The organism is Sphingomonas swuensis (assembly GCF_039538045.1).
Classification (GTDB): Bacteria; Pseudomonadota; Alphaproteobacteria; order Sphingomonadales; family Sphingomonadaceae; genus Sphingomicrobium; species Sphingomicrobium swuense.
The window spans coordinates 120,331-137,687 of record NZ_BAABBQ010000001.1; the positions used below are offsets into that span (position 1 = coordinate 120,331).

Consider the following 17,357-nt stretch of genomic DNA (forward strand, 5'->3'; position numbering starts at 1 on the left):
AAGGCTATGCGCCCGAGCCAAGTCCCAGTCCAGACAGGATTGCATCCACTTGTCGCTCGGTTTCCGCGAGGCTGACCGAAGTATCGATGACATGGGTCGCCCGGGCCCTCTTCTCCGCGTCGGGAGTCTGGCGGGCAAGGATGTGGTCGAGCTTCTCCTGGGTCATCCCGGGCCGCGCCAGCACGCGCTGCCGCTGGACCTCGGCAGGCGCACTCACGACGATGATGGTATCGAACACCCGGTCGCCGCCGGTTTCAAACAGCAATGGGATATCGAACAACAGCGCCGCGGCGTCTCCATGCTCGACGATGAAGCGGGTACGCTCGTGATGCACCGCCGGATGGACGATCGCTTCCAACGCGGCGAGTTCGTCAGGCTTGCCGAGCACTCCCAGGGCAAGCGCGTCCCGGTCCACCGCTCCGTTTCGAGTCGTGCCGGGAAAGCGTTGCTCGATCGCCGGGACCAGCCGTCCGCCCGGTCCCTGAAGCGTCCGCACCGCCGCGTCGGCGTCGAACACCGGAATGCCTCGCGCCGCGAACATGGCCGCGACGGTGGATTTGCCCATTCCGATCGAGCCGGTCAGCGCGATAGTCTTCATGCCGTCAGCAAACTCCTCAACTCGGCATCATGCTGGCGTGGGGCGGGATGCCCAAAGAACAGCTCGAAGGCGCGTGCCGCCTGGCCGACCAGCATCGCAAGCCCATCCACCGCCACCATGCCCAGCCGCCTTGCCTCCGCGAGCAGCGCGGTTTCGAGCGGATCATAGACCATGTCGATGACCACGGTGTTGGCGGGAAAGGCATCGAGCCTGATTGCGAGCGGCGGGTGGCCCCGCATGCCAAGGCTAGTCGCGTTGATGACGATGTGGTCGTACCGCTGGGGTTCTCTTCCGCCGGAGGGCTCGGACGCGAGCGCATCGATGTGATTCGAAAAACCATAATCGGCACCCGGGCCGAACTCGTCGGAAAGGGCCGCGGCCTTGGCTTCGTCGCGGCCAAACACGGTGATCTCGGCGCCTTTGAGCTCGGCAAGGGCTGCCCGGGCCGCGCCGCCGGTTCCGATCAGGGAAAATAACGTCGCGACGTGGTTGGCGCAGGCTATCTGCCGCGATCCGCCAAGGCGCACAGCCTCGCGTACGCCATCAACATCGGTGTTGGTGGCGACAAGCGCGCCGTCGCGGTCCGGAACGAGGCAATTGGTCGCCTTGACCAGTCGCGCTTCCTCGCTGACCCGGTCGGCCAGCGGCAGCGCTGCCTCCTTGAGCGGCATGGTGATGTTGCACCCCCGCCAGTCCGGGTCGCGCCGCCGCTCGGCCAGCAAGGCAGGGAGGTCGCGCGCGCCGACCCTGGTGGCGCGATAGTCGCCTCGAAGCCCGAGCTTTTCCAGCCAGAAACGATGGATAAGCGGCGACTTGCTCTGGCCGATAGGATCGCCGATCACTTCGGCAAAAGGCAACGGTGACGTCACGCCGCCAACGCTCCGTGCTCCCGCAAGGCGCCGAGCAAAGGCAGGAGCGGCATTCCGAGGATAGTGAAGTGGTCGCCCTCGATGCGCTCGAACAGTTGCACACCGGGCCCCTCGAGCCGGAACACGCCTACGCAATAGCTCACCTCGGGCCAGTCCTCCTCGAGGTAGCGCTCGATGAAGGTCTCGCTCAGCGGCCGCACGTGCAGCAGGGCGCGGCCGGCGTGATTCCACAGCGTTGCGCCCCCCTGCACCAGTACGACGGCGCTGGTCAGCTCCATCACCTTGCCCGAGAAGAAGCGCAGATGCTCGGCGGCGCTTTCGCGCCCCGCCGGCTTGTCGAAACGGCGTCCTTCGACACTGATGAGGCTGTCGCTTCCGACCACCAGCGCGCCCGGCCTGCGCGCGGACACCGCCGCGGCCTTGGCCTCGGCGAGGAGCGTGGCCAGCGCGCCGTCGTCTCCGTTGAACCCAACCTTGAGATCGGCCTCGTCGATGCCCGGCGCTTCGGCCGCGTAGGCGACGCCGGCGTTGGCCAGCATGGTGCCGCGGATGGGCGAAGTGGAGGCGAGCACCAGTTCCATGTTCGTTCCTGTGGAAAAAGCCGGTGCCAGACCTAGCGCAGTGGCGGGGATGGACCAACCGCGCGGGTTTCGGGCTGTCGGTTGGCCATTCGCCAAGCTTCCTCTCCACAGGCCGCCAGATCATCCACAGCCCTGTGAATGACGGGAATGATCGAGAGCGACTCGGCGGATTCCTCCTGCTGCGGCCCGCCGTGGGGCTGTTGGCAAACTGTGGAGACGGCCTTATTCCCCAGCTTCTCGCGGCCAACTGACTCCATCATCCTTTTAAGAATCTAAGAGAGAAAGAAGAGAAGGTGGCCGACCAGACCGGGCTTTCCCCGACCGACAAGCCGTTGCTCCGGGTCCTCCGCGGTGAGCGGCTCGACCCGCCGCCGGCGTGGATGATGCGCCAGGCCGGGCGTTACCTGCCCGAGTATCGCGCGCTCCGGGCCGAGAAGGGCGGTTTCCTCGATCTCGTCTATGACGCGGACGCCGCGGCCGAGATCACGCTCCAGCCGCTTCGCCGCTTCCCGCTCGACGGCGCGATCCTCTTCTCCGACATCCTGATCGTGCCGCACGCGCTCGGCCAGAATCTCAGCTTCGTCGCTGGCGAGGGGCCAAGGCTTGCTCCTCCGCTCAAGGATGCCGCGCTGGAGGCCTTCCAGCCCGCGCCTGAGCGCCTCGAAGCGATCTACGAGACCGTCCGCCGGGTCCGTGCTGCTCTGGCCCCGCAGACGACCTTCCTCGGCTTTGCAGGAAGCCCCTGGACCGTCGCCACCTACATGGTCGCGGGCGAGGGCAGCCGTGAGCAGGCCGAGGCTCGCCAGCTTGCCTATCTCGACCCGCAGCGCTTCGCGGCGATCATCGGTGCGATCGAGGAAGCGACTGTCACCTACCTGATCGGCCAAGCCGATGCCGGGGTCGATGCGGTGCAGCTGTTCGACAGCTGGTCGGGCAGCCTCGCACCCGCCGAGTTCGAGCGCTGGGTGATCGCGCCGACCGCGCGGATCGTCGACCGGGTGCGTTCGGCCCGGCCCGACCTTCCGATCATCGGCTTTCCCAAGGGCGCGGGCGGCAAGCTCGCCGCTTATGCCCGCGAGACCCGAGTCGACGCGCTCGGCCTCGACGAAACGGTCGATCCCGCCTGGGCACATGCGACCCTGCCCGAACGATTGCCGGTCCAGGGCAATCTCGATCCCTTGGCGCTGATCGCGGGCGGCGATGTGCTGGCCGAGGCGGTGCAGCGCATCCTTCGTGCCTTCGAGGGGCGGCCGCACGTCTTCAACCTTGGCCACGGAATTCAGCAGACCACGCCGATCGCCCATGTCGAACAGCTGTTCGGCCTGCTAGGCAAGGCGGCATGATCCTCGACGCCAATCTCGGATGGCTCGGCGACGCCTACCCCTGGGTCAAGGCGGCGCACCTGACCTTCGTCATCTTCTGGATTGCGGGCCTGTTCCTGCTTCCGCGCTTCTACGTCTACCACCATGCCACCGCGCCGGGCTCGGCGGAGGACCGTGCATGGATCGAGCGCGAGAGGCGCACCCGCTCGATCATCCTGACGCCGGCCATGCTGATCGTCTGGGTGCTGGGCTTGGCGCTTGCTTTCCATCTCGGCGCCTGGGGCATGGGCTGGTTCTCGGCCAAGCTGTTCTTCGTGCTGCTTCTGACCGGCTACCAGGGCTGGCTCGGCGCTTATGGCCGCAAGCTGGCGCGAGGCGACCGTCCGCTCGAGAACCGCACCCTGCGGATCATGAACGAAGTCCCCGGGATCATGACCGCGATCATTGTCGTTCTGGTGATCGTCAAGCCTTTCTGAGCTTGCGGCCGGCCACTCCGGACCCCATGTTGACTTGAACGCCGCCGAGGCATAGGCCCGCCGGCATACGGCCGCGCCGGCCCGTATCCCCATGCCGGTGCGATCGCTTCCCCAGCGATTCTTCAGTCGTCCGACTGTCCAGATCTCTCCAAATAGAGCGACCCATGCATCTCAAGGACCTCAAGCAGAAGACCCCCGCCGAACTCGTCGCGCAAGCCGAGGAAATGGGTGTCGAAGGTGCTTCCACCCTGCGCAAGCAGGATCTCCTCTTCTCGATCCTCAAGGTGCGTGCCGAGTCGGGCGCGGAGATCATGGGCTCGGGCACGATCGAAGTGCTCAACGACGGCTTCGGCTTCCTCCGCTCGCCCGAGGCCAATTACCTTGCCGGCCCCGACGACATCTACGTCACGCCGCAGCTCGTCCGCCGCTTTCAGCTGCGCACCGGCGATACGGTCGAGGGCGAGATCCGCGCGCCCAAGGACGGCGAGCGCTATTTTGCGCTGAACCGCATCACCTCGATCAACTTCGACGAGCCCGATGCGGTCCGTCACCGCGTCAACTTCGACAATCTCACACCGCTCTATCCGGACAGCAAGCTCAAGCTCGATACCCTCGATCCGACGATCAAGGACAAGTCGGCGCGGGTGATCGACATCGTCGCGCCGCTCGGCAAGGGCCAGCGCGCGCTGATCGTGGCGCCGCCGCGGACCGGCAAGACCGTGCTCCTGCAGAACATCGCGCGGGCGATCACCGACAACAATCCCGAGGTCTTCCTTATCGTCCTGCTGATCGACGAGCGGCCGGAGGAAGTCACCGACATGCAGCGCTCGGTGAAGGGCGAGGTCGTCTCCTCGACCTTCGACGAGCCCGCCAGCCGCCACGTCCAGGTCGCCGAGATGGTGATCGAGAAGGCCAAGCGCCTCGTCGAGCACAAGAAGGATGTCGTCATCCTGCTCGACTCGATCACGCGCCTCGGCCGCGCCTACAACACCGTCGTTCCGAGCTCGGGCAAGGTGCTGACCGGTGGTGTCGATGCCAACGCACTGCAGCGGCCGAAGCGCTTCTTCGGCGCCGCCCGCAACATTGAGGAAGGCGGTTCGCTGTCGATCATCGCCACCGCGCTGATCGATACCGGCTCCAAGATGGACGAGGTCATCTTCGAGGAATTCAAGGGCACCGGCAACAGCGAGATCGTGCTCGACCGCAAGGTGTCGGACAAGCGCATCTTCCCGTCGCTCGACGTCGGCAAGAGCGGCACCCGCAAGGAGGAGCTGCTGGTCCCGCAGAACACCCTCACCAAGATGTGGGTGCTGCGCCGGATCCTCATGCAGATGGGGACGGTCGATGCGATGCAGTTCCTTCTCGACAAGATGCGCGACGCCAAGTCGAACGAGGACTTCTTCGCCTCGATGAACCAGTAGCGGCAAGGGTGGGCGGAACCGACAGCCGGTCTTCCGCTTTCCTTTCCGCACCGGGACGTGCGCCCGGAGTAGCGCGTCCCACTTACACCCCAACCCAGCGGGATTCCCGCTCTTGCGGGAATGTCGAAGGTTGATTGAATGCTTGAGCTGATCACGACCACCCTTGCCTCGGCCGCGGCCGGCTTCGGCGGCCCCGCCGATATCTGGGCCTCGATCGTCAAGGATTTCAGCAACATCACCGAGCCGGCGGCATTCTCGGCTTTCCTTCAGGTGCTGATGATCGACCTCGTCCTTGCGGGCGACAACGCGATCGTGGTCGGCGCGCTGGCCGCGGGCCTCCCGGCCGAGCAGCGCAAGAAGGTTATCCTGATCGGCGTCGCCGCCGCTCTCGTGCTGCGGATCCTGTTCGCGCTCATCGTCACGCAGCTGCTCCAGATCGTCGGCCTGATCCTCGTCGGCGGGCTCCTCCTGCTGTGGGTGGCATGGAAGATGTGGCGCGAGCTTCGCGAAGGTGCAGAGAGCGCCGGAAGTCCCGAGATCGAAGGTGACGAGCATAGCGGCCTCAGGCCCGCAAAGAGCTTTGCCGCGGCTGCCTGGGCGGTCGCCATCGCCGACGTCAGCATGAGCCTCGACAACGTCCTGGCGGTGGCCGGCGCGGCGCGTGAGCATCCTGGAATCCTGATCGTTGGCCTCATCTTTGCGGTCGCGCTGATGGGCCTCGCGGCCAACATCATCGCCCGCTACATCGAGCGCTATCGCTGGATCGGCTACGTCGGCCTCGCCGTCATCGTCTATGTCGCCGTGAAGATGATCTATGACGGCTGGATCGATCCGCAGGTCGGCCTCGGAAGGCTCTTCGCCTAGGCTTGCGCAAAGCCGGGCACCCGCGCATCGAGCGGGGGTGACCGACACAATCTTCGCGCTGTCCAGCGGGGCGCTACCGGCCGCGATCGCGGTCGTCCGTGTGAGCGGACCCAATGCCTTTCTCGCATGCGAGCGGATCGCGGGCATGGTTCCGAAGTCGCGCCAGGCGACGCTTCGGACTCTCCATGACGAGGAGGAGCAGGCGGTCGACCGTGCCCTCGTTCTCGCCTTCGCCGCCCCCGCGACGGTGACGGGCGAGCCGCTGGTCGAGTTCCACTGCCATGGCGGCCGCGCGGTCGTCAGTCGCTTGCTGTCGCTCCTCTCGCAGCAACCCGGACTGCGCGATGCCGAGCCGGGGGAGTTCACCCGCCGGGCACTCCTCAACGGCAAGCTCGACCTGACGCAAGCCGAGGGGCTCGGCGAACTGCTTGCGGCGGAAACCGAGTGGCAACGCCGTGCCGCGCTCGAGAGCGCCGGTGGTGCTCTCAGCCGCGAGATCGAAGGCTGGCGCGAACGGCTGCTGCTCCTCGCTGCGCAAGCCGAGGCCGCGATCGACTATGTCGACGAGGAGGAGACCGCGCTCGACCTCACCGACCTCGTCCAGCAGGCCGAGGAGCTAAGGGGCGAATGGCGGCGGCGGATCGACGCGCCACGCTCGGAGCTGCTCAGCGAAGGGCTGAGGATCGTCCTCGCAGGTCCACCGAACAGTGGAAAATCAAGTCTCTTCAATGCTTTGATAGGCGCGGAAAAGGCGATCGTCACCGCCATTCCTGGCACCACCCGCGACCTCATCGAAGCGCGCTGGGATCTCTCCGGAATTCCAACGTTGTTGATCGACACCGCCGGCCTCCGCGAAGGCACAGACGAGGTCGAGCGAATCGGTATCGCGCGAGCCGAAGCGGCGAGCATGGGGGCCGACATCCTCCTGTGGCTCGGTGCGGTTCAGGACGCACCAGCGCACCCTCGGACTATCCTTGTGAGCTCCAAGTCCGATCTGCGGGAAGGTACTGACTTGTCAAACGGGCTCCGCGTCTCGGCCAAGACAGGAGATGGATTGGACGAGCTCAAGGCACAAATATGCACCTTAGCGAATGAACTACTACCTCCGCCGAATCAGGCGGCACTCAATAGGAGGCAGTCAGAACATCTCCTTGATGCCGCATGTGCTTTGGAAGACATCCGAAATGCCGACAGCATCCTGATCGCCGAAGCACTCCGGTCTGCACTCCACTCTTTGGATCGGCTGACAGGGCGCCAAAGTGTCGAGGATGTGCTTGATGCCCTATTCGGGCGCTTTTGCCTCGGAAAGTAACGTTCCACGTGGAACGTGTCGCCTTGTAGCCTGCGAGACGCTAAGCGCCGCGCATGTACGACGTCATCGTCATCGGAGCGGGTCATGCCGGATGCGAGGCTGCAGCGGCTGCCGCGCGGCGCGGAGTGTCTGTCGCGCTAATCAGCTTCCGTCCCGAAGATGCTGGCCAGATGAGCTGCAATCCAAGCATCGGCGGTGTGGGCAAGGGTCATCTCGTCCGCGAACTCGACGTCTTCGACGGACTGATGGCGAAGGCCGCCGACGCCGCCGCGATCCATCGTCGCATGCTCAACCGCAGCAAGGGCCCGGCCGTATGGGGTCCGCGTGTGCAGGCCGATCGCGATCACTATCGTGCGTCCATCGAAGCACAGATCGGCAGCCACTGCATTGATCGCATCATCGGCGAAGCTACTGAACTTCGCATCGAGGGTGGAAGGATCGCTGGCATCCGGCTCGCTGACGGTTCGGACATCGCCGGGCGTTCGGTCGTAATCGCCACGGGCACCTTCCTCGCCGCACGTATCTTCATCGGGCAGGAGAGCCGGACTGCGGGGCGCCTGGGAGAAGCGGCCGCGGTCCCACTTGCCGAGCAGCTTCGCGACGTAGGCCTCGCGCAGCGTCGTCTGAAAACCGGCACGCCGCCGCGGCTCGATGGACGGACGATCGATTGGGCAAGGCTTCAGGAGCAGCCCAGCGACGCCGGGCCTTGGTTCTTCTCGGCCGATCCGGCGAGCAAGGCACCGTTGCCTCAGCTTCGCTGCGCGATCACCCGGACGACCGCCGAGACCCACGACATCATTCGCGCGGCGGAGGATCGCTCACCGCTTTATTCGGGAGTCATCGAGGGCAGGGGGCCCCGCTACTGTCCGTCGATCGAGGACAAGGTACGCCGCTTCGGTGACCGTGAAGGGCACCAGATATTCCTCGAGCCCGAAGCCCTCGGGAACCATCTCGTTTATCCCAATGGCATCTCGACCTCGATGCCTCGCGACGTGCAAGAGACATTTGTCCGATCGATCCCCGGGCTCAAGCGCGCCGAGATTGCCCGCCCAGGATATGCAGTGGAATATGAGCACGTCGATCCGCGCCGGCTCGACACCACGCTTTCTACTCACGGAATCGCCGGACTCTTCCTTGCCGGGCAGATCAACGGCACCACTGGCTATGAGGAAGCCGCGGCGCAGGGGCTGGTCGCCGGCCTCAACGCGGCGGCCCATGCGCGCGACCTTGAGCCTGTCACCTTCGATCGGCGACAGAGTTACATCGGGGTCATGATCGACGATCTCACCTTGCAGGGTGTTACCGAGCCCTACCGAATGATGACGGCGCGGGCCGAATATCGCCTCTCGCTCCGAGCGGACAATGCAGTGTCTCGGCTCGGGCAGAAGGCGCTGGACCTCGGATGCGTGTCGCCACTGCGGCGCGGCGCGGTTGCCGCCCATCTAGAGGCGCGCAATGATCCTGCTTTCGCGCAAACCGAAGAGGGGCAGGCCGACGCCCTTTACGCGCCCTATGTAGAACGCCAGAGCCGTGAGTGGGACGCCATTGACCGAAACCGGTCGGTGCTGATGCCGGCTAATACCGACTATTCGCGGGTTCCGGGCTTGTCGGCAGAGATGGCGGAGCGATTGACGATGGCGCGTCCCGACAATCTCGATCAGGCCTCACGCATCCCAGGTATCACGCCTGCCGCCCTTACTGCTCTGTTCGTGAGCATTTCGCGTGCCGCGGCATGATCGGAGAATTGCAAGACGTCATTGCCGGTCCTGTTTCACGTGAAACGGAGAGCAAGCTGAAGCAATATGCGGCTCTTCTCTTGGAAGAGAATGAGCGGCAGAACCTGATCAGTCGCGCCAGCGTCGATGCCCTCTGGCCGCGCCACCTGCTGGACTCGGCGCAATTGCTCGCTCTGGGGAGGAGAGAGGCCCGCTGGCTGGATATCGGCAGCGGACCCGGTCTTCCCGGCATGGTTCTCGCAATCCTTGGGGTGTCGCGCATTACGCTGGTCGAGCCGCGACGGCTCCGCACCGACTTCCTCAGTCGCTGTGTCGAGAAATTGTCGCTCGACAATGTCGAAATCGTGACCGGCAAGGTCGAGCAATTGAGCGGCAGCTTCGACGTGATCACCGCACGCGCCGTGGCATCGCTGGAGCGATTGTTCGAGATTGGTGCACCGTTGATGACGCGGGCGGGCCGCTGGGTGCTTCCCAAGGGCCGAAGCGCCGTCAAGGAACTGGAACAGGCGCAGCGCACGTGGCAAGGTACGTTCGAGCTGATGCCGAGCAGAACCGATCCCGATGCAAGGATCCTGGTTGCTTCGGGCGTGCGGCGAAGAGCGAGGCGGGGATGATCAGGGTCGCGATTGCCAATCAGAAGGGCGGTGTGGGCAAGACCACGACCGCCATCAACCTTGCCACCGGACTTGCCGCCATGGGCTGGCGGGTCCTGCTCATCGACCTGGACCCGCAGGGGAATGCCTCGACCGGGCTTGGTGTCGGCGCCAATGCCCGCGCCCGCTCCTCCTACGAGGTGCTGATCGGGACCGAGACCGTGGCCGACAGTGTGGTCAGCACGCGGGTGCCGCGTCTCGATCTGCTCCCCGCGACCCAAGATCTCTCGGGCGCCGAGGTCGAGCTGGTCGAGCTGGAGAGCCGCACGCATCGCCTGGCACATGCGCTTGATCCCGTGGATTCCCGCTGGGACATTTGCCTGATCGATTGTCCGCCGTCGCTCGGCCTCCTGACCGTCAACGCGCTTGTCGCGGCCCGCCATCTGGTGGTTCCGCTTCAATGCGAATTCTTTGCGCTGGAAGGACTTAGCCAGCTGCTGCAGACCGTCGAGCGGATCCGCACCCGCTTCAATCCCGAGCTTTCGATCCTCGGGGTTGCACTCACCATGTTCGATCGCCGCAATCGTCTGTCGGGTCAGGTCGCCGAAGATGTCCGCGCCTGTCTCGGCGCAGCCGTGTTTGAGACGGTCGTGCCCCGCAACGTCCGCCTTTCCGAAGCGCCGAGCCATGGTCTTCCGGCGCTCATCTACGACCTGCGCTGCTCGGGCTCGGCGGCCTATGTCGGTCTCGCGCGCGAGATGATGGCGCGTCTCCCGGCACTCAAGGAAGCCGCATGAACCAGCAGGCACGTGGATTGGGGCGCGGGCTGTCGGCGCTTCTCGGCGATGCGCCCGCAGCAGCGAGTGGCAGCGCGGAAGGCGTGCGGGAAATCGACATCGCCTCGATCCGCGCCAACCCGAAGCAGCCGCGCCGGCACTTCAACGAGGAAGCGCTGGCCGAACTGGCCGAGTCGATCGCCGCGCGCGGCGTGCTCCAGCCGATCCTCGTTCGTCCGGCCGAAGAGCCCGGTCGCTTCGAGATCATCGCCGGCGAGCGACGCTGGCGGGCCGCGCAGCGAGCCCAGCTTCACAAGATGCCGGCGATCGTGCGGACCTTCGACGAGGCCGGCACCGCCGAAGTCGCGTTGATCGAGAATGTCCAGCGCGCCGATCTCAGCCCGCTTGAGGAAGCCGACGCCTATGCGGCGCTGATCAGCCGCTTCGGCCATGGCCAGGACGCGGTCGGCAAACTCGTCGGCAAGAGCCGCAGCCATGTCGCTAACCTGCTGAGATTGCGTGATCTTCCGGAAAGCGTTCGAGCCCACCTCGAGGCTGGCGCGCTGACCATGGGGCACGCCCGAGCGATCGCCACTGCTCCCGATGTCGAGGCGCTTGCCGAGGAGATCGTCCGCAAGGGATTGTCGGTGCGGCAGGCTGAGGCACTCGCACGCAAGGTCAAGCCTGGTGCCGGTCAGGACCTCGCGCGCGGCAGTGCCCGCTTCGCGGCGGCAGGAAGCCGCGACGCCGACCTCGTCGCGCTCGAGCGGCAGCTCGGCGACCTTCTCGGCCTCAAGGTCAGCATCGCGCACTCGGGCGGGGCAGGGCAGGTCGCGGTGCATTTCTCGAGCCTCGACCAGCTCGACCTCATCTGCCAGCGACTGAGCGGCGAACCGATCTAGCGCCGGGCGGCTGCTGCCCGGGCGAGCTGGAGCAGCGTTTCTCCGAGTGCGGCACGACCCGGTACCGGCTGGAGCAGGAGCTCGCGCTCGAGCTTCTGGACGTGCATGAAGGCGTCGGCGAGGCGAGGGCCGGTCCAGCGCGACAGCATGCGCTCCACGGCCGGACGCTCCTTCGTCCAGACCCCTCGCATGACGGCGTCGCTTCGCTCGCCCTGATCGATCCGCCGCCGCAAGGCTGAAAGCGAGATCAGGCGGCGCTGGAGGGCGCGCATCACCGGGATGGGCTCGATCCCGCCACTGTCGAGCAGGATGAGCTCGTCGGCGAGCCGCGCCACCTCACCCGACAGAGCGAGATCGCCCGCACGGCCGAGTTCGGCCTCCGCCTGGTCGATCCCGAGAGCGGCGACCGTTTCCTCGTCGAGGTCCTTGGGTGCCGCCGAGCTTGCGTCGAGGTAGAGCGCGAACTTCTGCAGCTCGAGCCTGGCCATCAGCATGTCACCGTCGGCTTCGGATGCGATCCGCTCGGCAAGCGGAGCGGCGACGCGCAGACCTTCCGCGGTCGCCATCTCCATCACCACCCCGACCTGTTCGCGGAGCGAAAGGAAGCTGCTTTCCACGTGGAGCACTGCCGGGTGCTTGTCGGAGAATTTGGCGAGCTCGCCATTGCGCTTCGCGGTCGGCGACATGATCGCGACGGTCGCCGCTTCGACCTGCGGAAGCGCCAGCATGGCCTGCACCGCGGGAAGAATGTCCTCGCCGGCCGGCTCCACCCAGAGCAGCTTGCGATCGCCGAACATCGAAATGGCCGCTGCCTCGTCGGCCAGCCAGTTGGGCTCGCTCTTCAGCTGCGCGGTCGTGACGTTGAGCTTGGCGGCGCCGAGCGCGGTGGTCAGCTTCTGCGCCAGCAGGCGGTTCGAGGACTGGTCTGGCCCCGAGAGCAGGAAAAGGCGAATCGCAGGATCGGGCCGCTCGAAGGCGGCGCCGGCCCGTGCGGAGGCGAGCTTCACCGAGGTGAGCGCCGGTTGGCGTAGAGACCGAGCCGACCCACGATCTGGTCGGCCACCACCTGCGCCAGGCGCTCGGCAGCGGTCTGTTCGGCCGCGACCGTGGCGACGTCCGAGCTGACAACGTCGATCCCCGCATCGGACCCGGCAGTGGCGTCCAGCACCACCTGGCCGGTGGCATTGTCGACCAGACGGTAGCGCGCGCGGACCGTGCGCCGCTCGCGAGTCACCGCCGTGTCGCCACGGATGCCGAAACCGGTGAGGTCGTCGTCGACCTCGACCTCAAGCCGGTAGCGCTCGTCTCCTGCCGGTTCGCCAAGGCGATCGGCGAGGGCAGCGCGGACCAGCCAGCCGGTGCGGCCCGGGATCGGCTTGACCGCGATGGAAGAAAGGAAGGTCGCGGTCGTGCCGCTCGCGCCGCCTCCGTAGACAGGGCGAAGGCCGCAGCCCGCGGTGGTGGCGGCAAGCGCCAGCAGGAGTGCGATCTTCTTCACAGGACGATGTTCACCAGTCGGTCGGGCACTACGATGACCTTGCGCGGGGCGCCGCTGCCGACCAGCGCCGCGACCTTGTCGGCGGCGAGCGCCATGGCCTGCAGGTCCTCGCGAGCTGCTCCGCGCGGTGCCATCAGCGTCGCCTTGAGCTTGCCGTTGACCTGCACTGCGATGGTCACCTCGTCGTCGACCAGCAATGCCGGATCGTGCGCCGGCCAGGGCTGGTCGACGACCATCCCCTGTTCACCGAGCGCTGCCCACGCTTCCTCGGCGAGGTGTGGCGCCATCGGCGCGACCAGCAGCACGAGGATGCGGATGGCGTTGCTGCGATCGGCCGAGGGCGAAGCCTTCTCGATGGCGCTGGTCAGCTCGTAAAGCGCGGCAACGGCCTTGTTGAATTGCAGGCCCTCGATCGCTGAGCCGACACCCGCCACAGCGCGGTGCAGCTTCCGGACCAGCGCACCGTCGGACCCTTCCGAGACTACCGGCGCAGTTGCCAGGCGCCAGACACGCTGGACGAAGCGCGCCGCACCCTCGATCCCGCCGATCGACCATTCGAGGTCGCGCTCGGGCGGCGAGTCCGACAGCATGAACCAGCGCACCGCGTCTGCCCCGTAGCGGGCGATGATCGAGTCCGGGTCGACGACATTCTTCTTCGACTTGGACATCTTCTCGACGCGGCCATTCTCGACCGGCAGCCCGGCCTCGCGCGCCGAGGCCGCCTCTTCGGGGCTCAACCAGCCGTCAGGGCCGCGATAGGTCTCGTGCGTGACCATTCCCTGCGTGAAGAGGCCCTTGAATGGCTCCTTCACGCCGAGCTTGCCGATCCGCTCGAGCGCGCGGGTCCAGAAGCGGGCGTAGAGGAGATGCAGGATCGCATGCTCGACCCCGCCGATATATTGCCCGACCGGAAGCCAGGCTTCGGCCTCGGCGCGGTCGAACGGCTTGGCCTCGGGCTGCGAAGCGAAGCGGATGAAGTACCAGCTGCTGTCGACGAAGGTATCGAGCGTGTCGGTCTCGCGCCGGGCCGGCCGGCCGCAGCGCGGGCAGTCGACCCTGTTCCACGTGGGATGCCGGTCGAGCGGGTTGCCGGGAATATCGAAGCTGACGTCTTCCGGGAGAACGACCGGCAGCTGGTCCTTCGGCACCGGGACCGCGCCGCATCCTTCGCAATGGATGATCGGGATGGGCGTGCCCCAGTAGCGCTGACGGCTCACGCCCCAGTCGCGCAGGCGGTACTGAGTGGTGCCCTTGCCCCAGCCTCCGGCTTCGGCGCGACGGATCACTTCCGCCTTCGCGTCGTCGGTGGTCATCCCGTCGAGGAAGCGGCTGTTGACCGCGACCCCGGCGATGGTCTCGGCTGCCTCGAGCGGCGCGCCCGCATCTTCGGCCGTGGCGGCAACGACGCGGGTGATGGGGAGGTCGTACTTGGTTGCGAACTCGAAATCGCGGGCGTCATGGCCGGGCACGCCGAACAGGGCGCCGGTGCCATAATCCATCAGCACGAAGTTCGCGATCCAGACGGGCAGGCTCCAGTCGGGATCGAGCGGATGCGTGACCTTGAGGCCGGTGTCGAAGCCGAGCTTCTCGGCGGTCTCGATCTCGGCCGCAGTGGTGCCGCCCTGCTTGGCCCGAGTGATGAAGTCAGCGACGTCCTGCCGTTCGGCAGCGAGTGCCGCCGCGATCGGATGGTCCGGCGAGATTGCGACGAAGCTCGCGCCGAAGATCGTGTCCGGGCGGGTGGTGAAGACCTCGATCTCACCGCCCTCGGGCCGCTTGAAGCGGAACTGCATGCCCCGGCTCTTGCCGATCCAGTTCTCCTGCATCAGCCGGACCTTGTCGGGCCACTGGTCGAGCGTCTCGAGACCCTCGAGCAATTCGTCGGCGAAGTCGGTGATCTTGAGGAACCACTGGTTCAGCTTGCGCCGTTCGACCAGCGCGCCGGAGCGCCAGCCGCGGCCGTCGATCACCTGCTCGTTGGCGAGCACGGTCATGTCGACCGGATCCCAGTTCACCTCGGACTCGCGGCGGAAGACCAGCCCGGCCTCCAGCAGGTCGAGAAACAGCGCCTGCTCGTGCCCGTAATAGTCGGACTCGCAGGTGGCGAGCTCGCGGCTCCAGTCGAGTGCGAAGCCGAGCCGCTTAAGCTGGGTCCGCATGGTGGCGATATTCTGGCGGGTCCAGTCGCCCGGATGGACCTTCTTCTCCATCGCCGCATTCTCGGCCGGCATGCCGAAGGCGTCCCAGCCCATCGGGTGGAGGACCTCGAACCCCTGCGCACGGCGGAAGCGGGCGAGGACATCACCCATCGTGTAATTGCGGACGTGCCCCATGTGGATGCGTCCCGATGGATAGGGAAACATCTCGAGCACGTAGCTCTTGGGCTTGTTGCTGGCGCTGTCGGCGCGGAAGCAGTCGGCCTGGCTCCACCGCTCCTGCCAGCGGCAGTCGCTCGCCGCCGGGTCGAAACGGTCGGTGCTCATGCTAACTCCTGATGTGAAAGGCCCTTAGCCGCCGACGGCGGCGCGGCGGATGTCGCGGGCACGGGTGAGGATGATGTCCTCGAGCTTCTGGACCGTCGCGGCGGTCACCGGCGCGTCGACCCACTGGCCGCCCTGGCTGACCTGGCGCGAGGCCGCGACCCGGAGCGCGTCGGCGCGGAGGTCCTGGTCGAGGATCGAGACGGTCAGCTTGACCCGCTCGCCCGGCGAGTTGGGGTTGGCGTACCAGTCAGTGACGATCACTCCGCCATTGCTGTCGGCGGTGACCAGCGGCGCGAAGCTCAGCGTGTCGATCGCGGCGCGCCACAGATAGGTGTTCACCCCGATCGCAGTTGTCCGCGACGGCGCGAGCTGGTTCGGAATGTCGCGGTTGCGGGCGCAACCCGAAGCCGCCAGCGCAGTGACCAAGAGAAGGGCGGCGGCAATGGGTCGGCGCATGGGTCGGGTTCCCGGATAAGCAGATATGGATTGAAGTTCGGCTTATACGAAGTGCGCGTTGGCGGGCAACCCGTTCACTGGGGAGACCAACTTGTGGATTCGATGTCACAATGGCCGGAGGAAGTCCCGGCGGGCTTGGAACATTCATCGGCCCCGACCTATATGTCGGGTGTAGCAATACGAGGGAGATGCGGGTGAGTCGCGCTGGCGACAGCAAGGGGATGTGGGCGGTGGCGTTGGCCACGGCTAGCCTCCTGCTGCCCGCGACGGTCGTCATTGCCGCGCCGCAGCAGCAGCAGGCCAAGCGCCCGCCCGCGGTCGCTCTCAGCTTCGACGGCGGCTTCACGCCGGCGCAGGCCGATCCCCGGCTTGCCGCGGCGCTCGCCGGTCGTCCGGCGCTTGCGTCCGACTTCCGCTTCACTCCGGCCGCAAGCAAGCGCCGGCCTTCGCAGATCCGGATCGCGATCCGGGCCCGTGCGACCACCCCGGGGCAGGTCGTTGCGCTGCGTGCTCGCGAGGTCGCGGCGGCTCCGACGGCGAGCAGCCTCGCGTTGACTCCGGCGACCTACAACCTCGGTGCGGCGGTGGGCTGGAAGCAGTTCGCCATCTCGGCCGATGTCGCCCGTGCCCGTGGCGCAGCCGCGCCGGCGCTGACCGATCGCGACGGTGCGTCGGTCGGCGTGAGCTACAACGGCAAGCGCTTCACCGGCCGCGTCGCCGCAAGCACCGACCGTCCGGCGGCCGCGCGCACCAGCCCGATCGCCGATCCGACCAGCTATGCGCTCGATGTCGGCGGCGCCTACAACATCAGCCGCAGCATCGCGGTGACCGGCGGCGTCAAGTACAAGATCGAGCGCGAGCGCGTCGCCACCTTCCGTGACCAGCGCCGCGACAGCCAGGCCGTCTACGTCGGAACCGCCTTCAAGTTCTGAGCCAGGCGTCGATTCCGGCCCAGCCATGGAAGCCCAAATTCATGAGCCTTTCTCCCCGCACCTGATCCACCCCGCCAAGCGCGATGGCGGGCGCTTCACTCCTTGCCGCGAGCCTGAGCGCTTCCACCTCCCCGAGCGCGGGTGCGCCGAGGTGCGACCGCGTGGGATAGATCGGCGAGACGAAGACCAGCGCCGGCCGCCGCGAAGCCGCTGCCGCGGCCTGCACGTCGTCGTGGACGGATAGCGAGAAAGCGAGCGCGCCGGTGTCCGCACCGGGATTGTGCACGAGGAGCGCTCCCATCTCTTCGGCAAGAGCGACATCCCGAGCCATCCCGAGCGGAGCGCCGAGCGCGACTACTCGTTCGGCGAGCGATCGCCGCTCGGCCCGCGTTGCCCGATGGTGCCTGACGAGGATCCCAGCGCCAGCAGCCGCGGCACGCACCATCGCTTCGTCCAGCGCATCTCCGAGCCGCTCGTCGGTCATCAGCCAGGCGGTGGGCCAGCGTTGCGTCGTCATGGCGGGCCTTCTAGCAGGCGG

The 17,357-nt window shown here is 66.6% G+C and carries 18 protein-coding genes; 10 read left to right on the forward strand and 8 right to left on the reverse strand.

Features of this window, described 5'->3' with window-relative positions; translation table 11 throughout:
- Nucleotides 1-4: 4 nt before the first annotated feature.
- The 3 genes from coaE to ABD727_RS00630 are packed head-to-tail and all read right to left on the reverse strand — an operon-like array spanning nt 5 to nt 2,048.
- Nucleotides 5-598, reverse strand: coding sequence for a dephospho-CoA kinase (gene coaE, locus ABD727_RS00620; RefSeq protein WP_344705452.1), 594 nt, complete (start codon nt 596-598; stop codon nt 5-7).
- Nucleotides 595-1,455, reverse strand: coding sequence for a shikimate dehydrogenase family protein (locus tag ABD727_RS00625; RefSeq protein ID WP_344705453.1), 861 nt, complete (start codon nt 1,453-1,455; stop codon nt 595-597). Before ABD727_RS00625 ends, coaE begins: the two co-directional genes overlap by 4 nt.
- Before the next feature lie 8 nt (nt 1,456-1,463).
- Nucleotides 1,464-2,048, reverse strand: a complete 585-nt coding sequence (locus tag ABD727_RS00630; RefSeq protein ID WP_344705454.1) for a Maf family protein — start codon at nt 2,046-2,048, stop codon at nt 1,464-1,466.
- A gap of 293 nt (nt 2,049-2,341) precedes the next feature.
- Here ABD727_RS00630 and hemE point away from each other — a divergent pair, with 293 nt between their 5' ends.
- The 9 genes from hemE (at nt 2,342) to ABD727_RS00675 (ending at nt 11,450) form a co-directional block, all read left to right on the forward strand.
- On the forward strand, nt 2,342-3,391 hold the full coding sequence (gene hemE, locus ABD727_RS00635) for a uroporphyrinogen decarboxylase (protein WP_344705455.1): 1,050 nt from the start codon (nt 2,342-2,344) through the stop codon (nt 3,389-3,391).
- Entirely contained in the window at nt 3,388-3,846 is a 459-nt protein-coding gene (locus ABD727_RS00640) for a CopD family protein (protein WP_344705456.1), read from the forward strand. The genes hemE and ABD727_RS00640 overlap by 4 nt, the downstream gene beginning before the upstream one ends.
- Nucleotides 3,847-4,010: 164 nt before the next feature.
- Nucleotides 4,011-5,267 carry a transcription termination factor Rho gene (gene rho / locus ABD727_RS00645; RefSeq protein WP_344705457.1) on the forward strand — a complete coding sequence of 419 codons (1,257 nt, stop codon included), beginning with the start codon at nt 4,011-4,013 and terminating at the stop codon, nt 5,265-5,267.
- Between the two features lie 138 nt (nt 5,268-5,405).
- Nucleotides 5,406-6,131 carry a TerC family protein gene (locus tag ABD727_RS00650; RefSeq protein ID WP_344705458.1) on the forward strand — a complete coding sequence of 242 codons (726 nt, stop codon included), beginning with the start codon at nt 5,406-5,408 and terminating at the stop codon, nt 6,129-6,131.
- Between the two features lie 37 nt (nt 6,132-6,168).
- Nucleotides 6,169-7,443: a tRNA uridine-5-carboxymethylaminomethyl(34) synthesis GTPase MnmE gene (gene mnmE / locus ABD727_RS00655; RefSeq protein WP_344705459.1), complete on the forward strand. Its 1,275-nt coding sequence runs from the start codon at nt 6,169-6,171 to the stop codon at nt 7,441-7,443.
- 53 nt (nt 7,444-7,496) lie between these two features.
- Complete coding sequence (gene mnmG, locus ABD727_RS00660) at nt 7,497-9,179, forward strand: tRNA uridine-5-carboxymethylaminomethyl(34) synthesis enzyme MnmG (protein ID WP_344705461.1); 1,683 nt, start codon at nt 7,497-7,499, stop codon at nt 9,177-9,179.
- Nucleotides 9,176-9,793 carry a 16S rRNA (guanine(527)-N(7))-methyltransferase RsmG gene (gene rsmG, locus ABD727_RS00665; RefSeq protein ID WP_344705462.1) on the forward strand — a complete coding sequence of 206 codons (618 nt, stop codon included), beginning with the start codon at nt 9,176-9,178 and terminating at the stop codon, nt 9,791-9,793. The genes mnmG and rsmG overlap by 4 nt, the downstream gene beginning before the upstream one ends.
- A complete protein-coding gene (locus tag ABD727_RS00670; protein ID WP_344705463.1) occupies nt 9,790-10,569 on the forward strand; it encodes a ParA family protein in 780 nt (259 codons plus the stop codon). The genes rsmG and ABD727_RS00670 overlap by 4 nt, the downstream gene beginning before the upstream one ends.
- Complete coding sequence (locus ABD727_RS00675) at nt 10,566-11,450, forward strand: ParB/RepB/Spo0J family partition protein (protein ID WP_344705464.1); 885 nt, start codon at nt 10,566-10,568, stop codon at nt 11,448-11,450. The genes ABD727_RS00670 and ABD727_RS00675 overlap by 4 nt, the downstream gene beginning before the upstream one ends.
- Here ABD727_RS00675 and holA read toward each other — a convergent pair.
- From holA to ABD727_RS00695, 4 genes are read right to left on the reverse strand one after another with little or no spacing between them, the layout of a single operon-like run.
- Nucleotides 11,447-12,457, reverse strand: coding sequence for a DNA polymerase III subunit delta (holA, locus tag ABD727_RS00680; protein ID WP_344705465.1), 1,011 nt, complete (start codon nt 12,455-12,457; stop codon nt 11,447-11,449). The genes ABD727_RS00675 and holA overlap by 4 nt on opposite strands.
- A complete protein-coding gene (gene lptE / locus ABD727_RS00685) occupies nt 12,454-12,948 on the reverse strand; it encodes an LPS assembly lipoprotein LptE (protein ID WP_344705466.1) in 495 nt (164 codons plus the stop codon). The genes holA and lptE overlap by 4 nt, the downstream gene beginning before the upstream one ends.
- The gene (leuS, locus tag ABD727_RS00690; protein WP_344705467.1) at nt 12,945-15,431 is read right to left on the reverse strand and encodes a leucine--tRNA ligase; all 2,487 of its coding nucleotides are present in this window, start codon (nt 15,429-15,431) and stop codon (nt 12,945-12,947) included. The genes lptE and leuS overlap by 4 nt, the downstream gene beginning before the upstream one ends.
- 24 nt (nt 15,432-15,455) lie before the next feature.
- Nucleotides 15,456-15,887: a DUF3576 domain-containing protein gene (locus ABD727_RS00695; RefSeq protein ID WP_344705468.1), complete on the reverse strand. Its 432-nt coding sequence runs from the start codon at nt 15,885-15,887 to the stop codon at nt 15,456-15,458.
- A 194-nt stretch (nt 15,888-16,081) separates the two neighbouring features.
- Between ABD727_RS00695 and ABD727_RS00700 the strand changes: the two genes are divergently transcribed.
- A complete protein-coding gene (locus ABD727_RS00700; RefSeq protein WP_344705469.1) occupies nt 16,082-16,819 on the forward strand; it encodes a porin in 738 nt (245 codons plus the stop codon).
- Here the strand turns inward: ABD727_RS00700 and ABD727_RS00705 are convergent.
- On the reverse strand, nt 16,809-17,336 hold the full coding sequence (locus ABD727_RS00705; RefSeq protein ID WP_344705470.1) for a thiamine phosphate synthase: 528 nt from the start codon (nt 17,334-17,336) through the stop codon (nt 16,809-16,811). The genes ABD727_RS00700 and ABD727_RS00705 overlap by 11 nt on opposite strands.
- Nucleotides 17,337-17,357: the final 21 nt, after the last annotated feature.

What these genes read in the sequence shown, in the direction of transcription:
- coaE (WP_344705452.1), bottom strand. Translation starts at nt 598, where the DNA reads ATGAAGACTATCGCGCTGACCGGCTCGATCGGAATGGGCAAATCCACC.
- ABD727_RS00630 (WP_344705454.1), bottom strand. Translation starts at nt 2,048, where the DNA reads ATGGAACTGGTGCTCGCCTCCACTTCGCCCATCCGCGGCACCATGCTG.
- ABD727_RS00640 (WP_344705456.1), top strand. Translation starts at nt 3,388, where the DNA reads ATGATCCTCGACGCCAATCTCGGATGGCTCGGCGACGCCTACCCCTGG.
- rho (WP_344705457.1), top strand. Translation starts at nt 4,011, where the DNA reads ATGCATCTCAAGGACCTCAAGCAGAAGACCCCCGCCGAACTCGTCGCG.
- ABD727_RS00650 (WP_344705458.1), top strand. Translation starts at nt 5,406, where the DNA reads ATGCTTGAGCTGATCACGACCACCCTTGCCTCGGCCGCGGCCGGCTTC.
- mnmG (WP_344705461.1), top strand. Translation starts at nt 7,497, where the DNA reads ATGTACGACGTCATCGTCATCGGAGCGGGTCATGCCGGATGCGAGGCT.
- rsmG (WP_344705462.1), top strand. Translation starts at nt 9,176, where the DNA reads ATGATCGGAGAATTGCAAGACGTCATTGCCGGTCCTGTTTCACGTGAA.
- ABD727_RS00670 (WP_344705463.1), top strand. Translation starts at nt 9,790, where the DNA reads ATGATCAGGGTCGCGATTGCCAATCAGAAGGGCGGTGTGGGCAAGACC.
- ABD727_RS00675 (WP_344705464.1), top strand. Translation starts at nt 10,566, where the DNA reads ATGAACCAGCAGGCACGTGGATTGGGGCGCGGGCTGTCGGCGCTTCTC.
- leuS (WP_344705467.1), bottom strand. Translation starts at nt 15,431, where the DNA reads ATGAGCACCGACCGTTTCGACCCGGCGGCGAGCGACTGCCGCTGGCAG.
- ABD727_RS00695 (WP_344705468.1), bottom strand. Translation starts at nt 15,887, where the DNA reads ATGCGCCGACCCATTGCCGCCGCCCTTCTCTTGGTCACTGCGCTGGCG.
- ABD727_RS00705 (WP_344705470.1), bottom strand. Translation starts at nt 17,336, where the DNA reads ATGACGACGCAACGCTGGCCCACCGCCTGGCTGATGACCGACGAGCGG.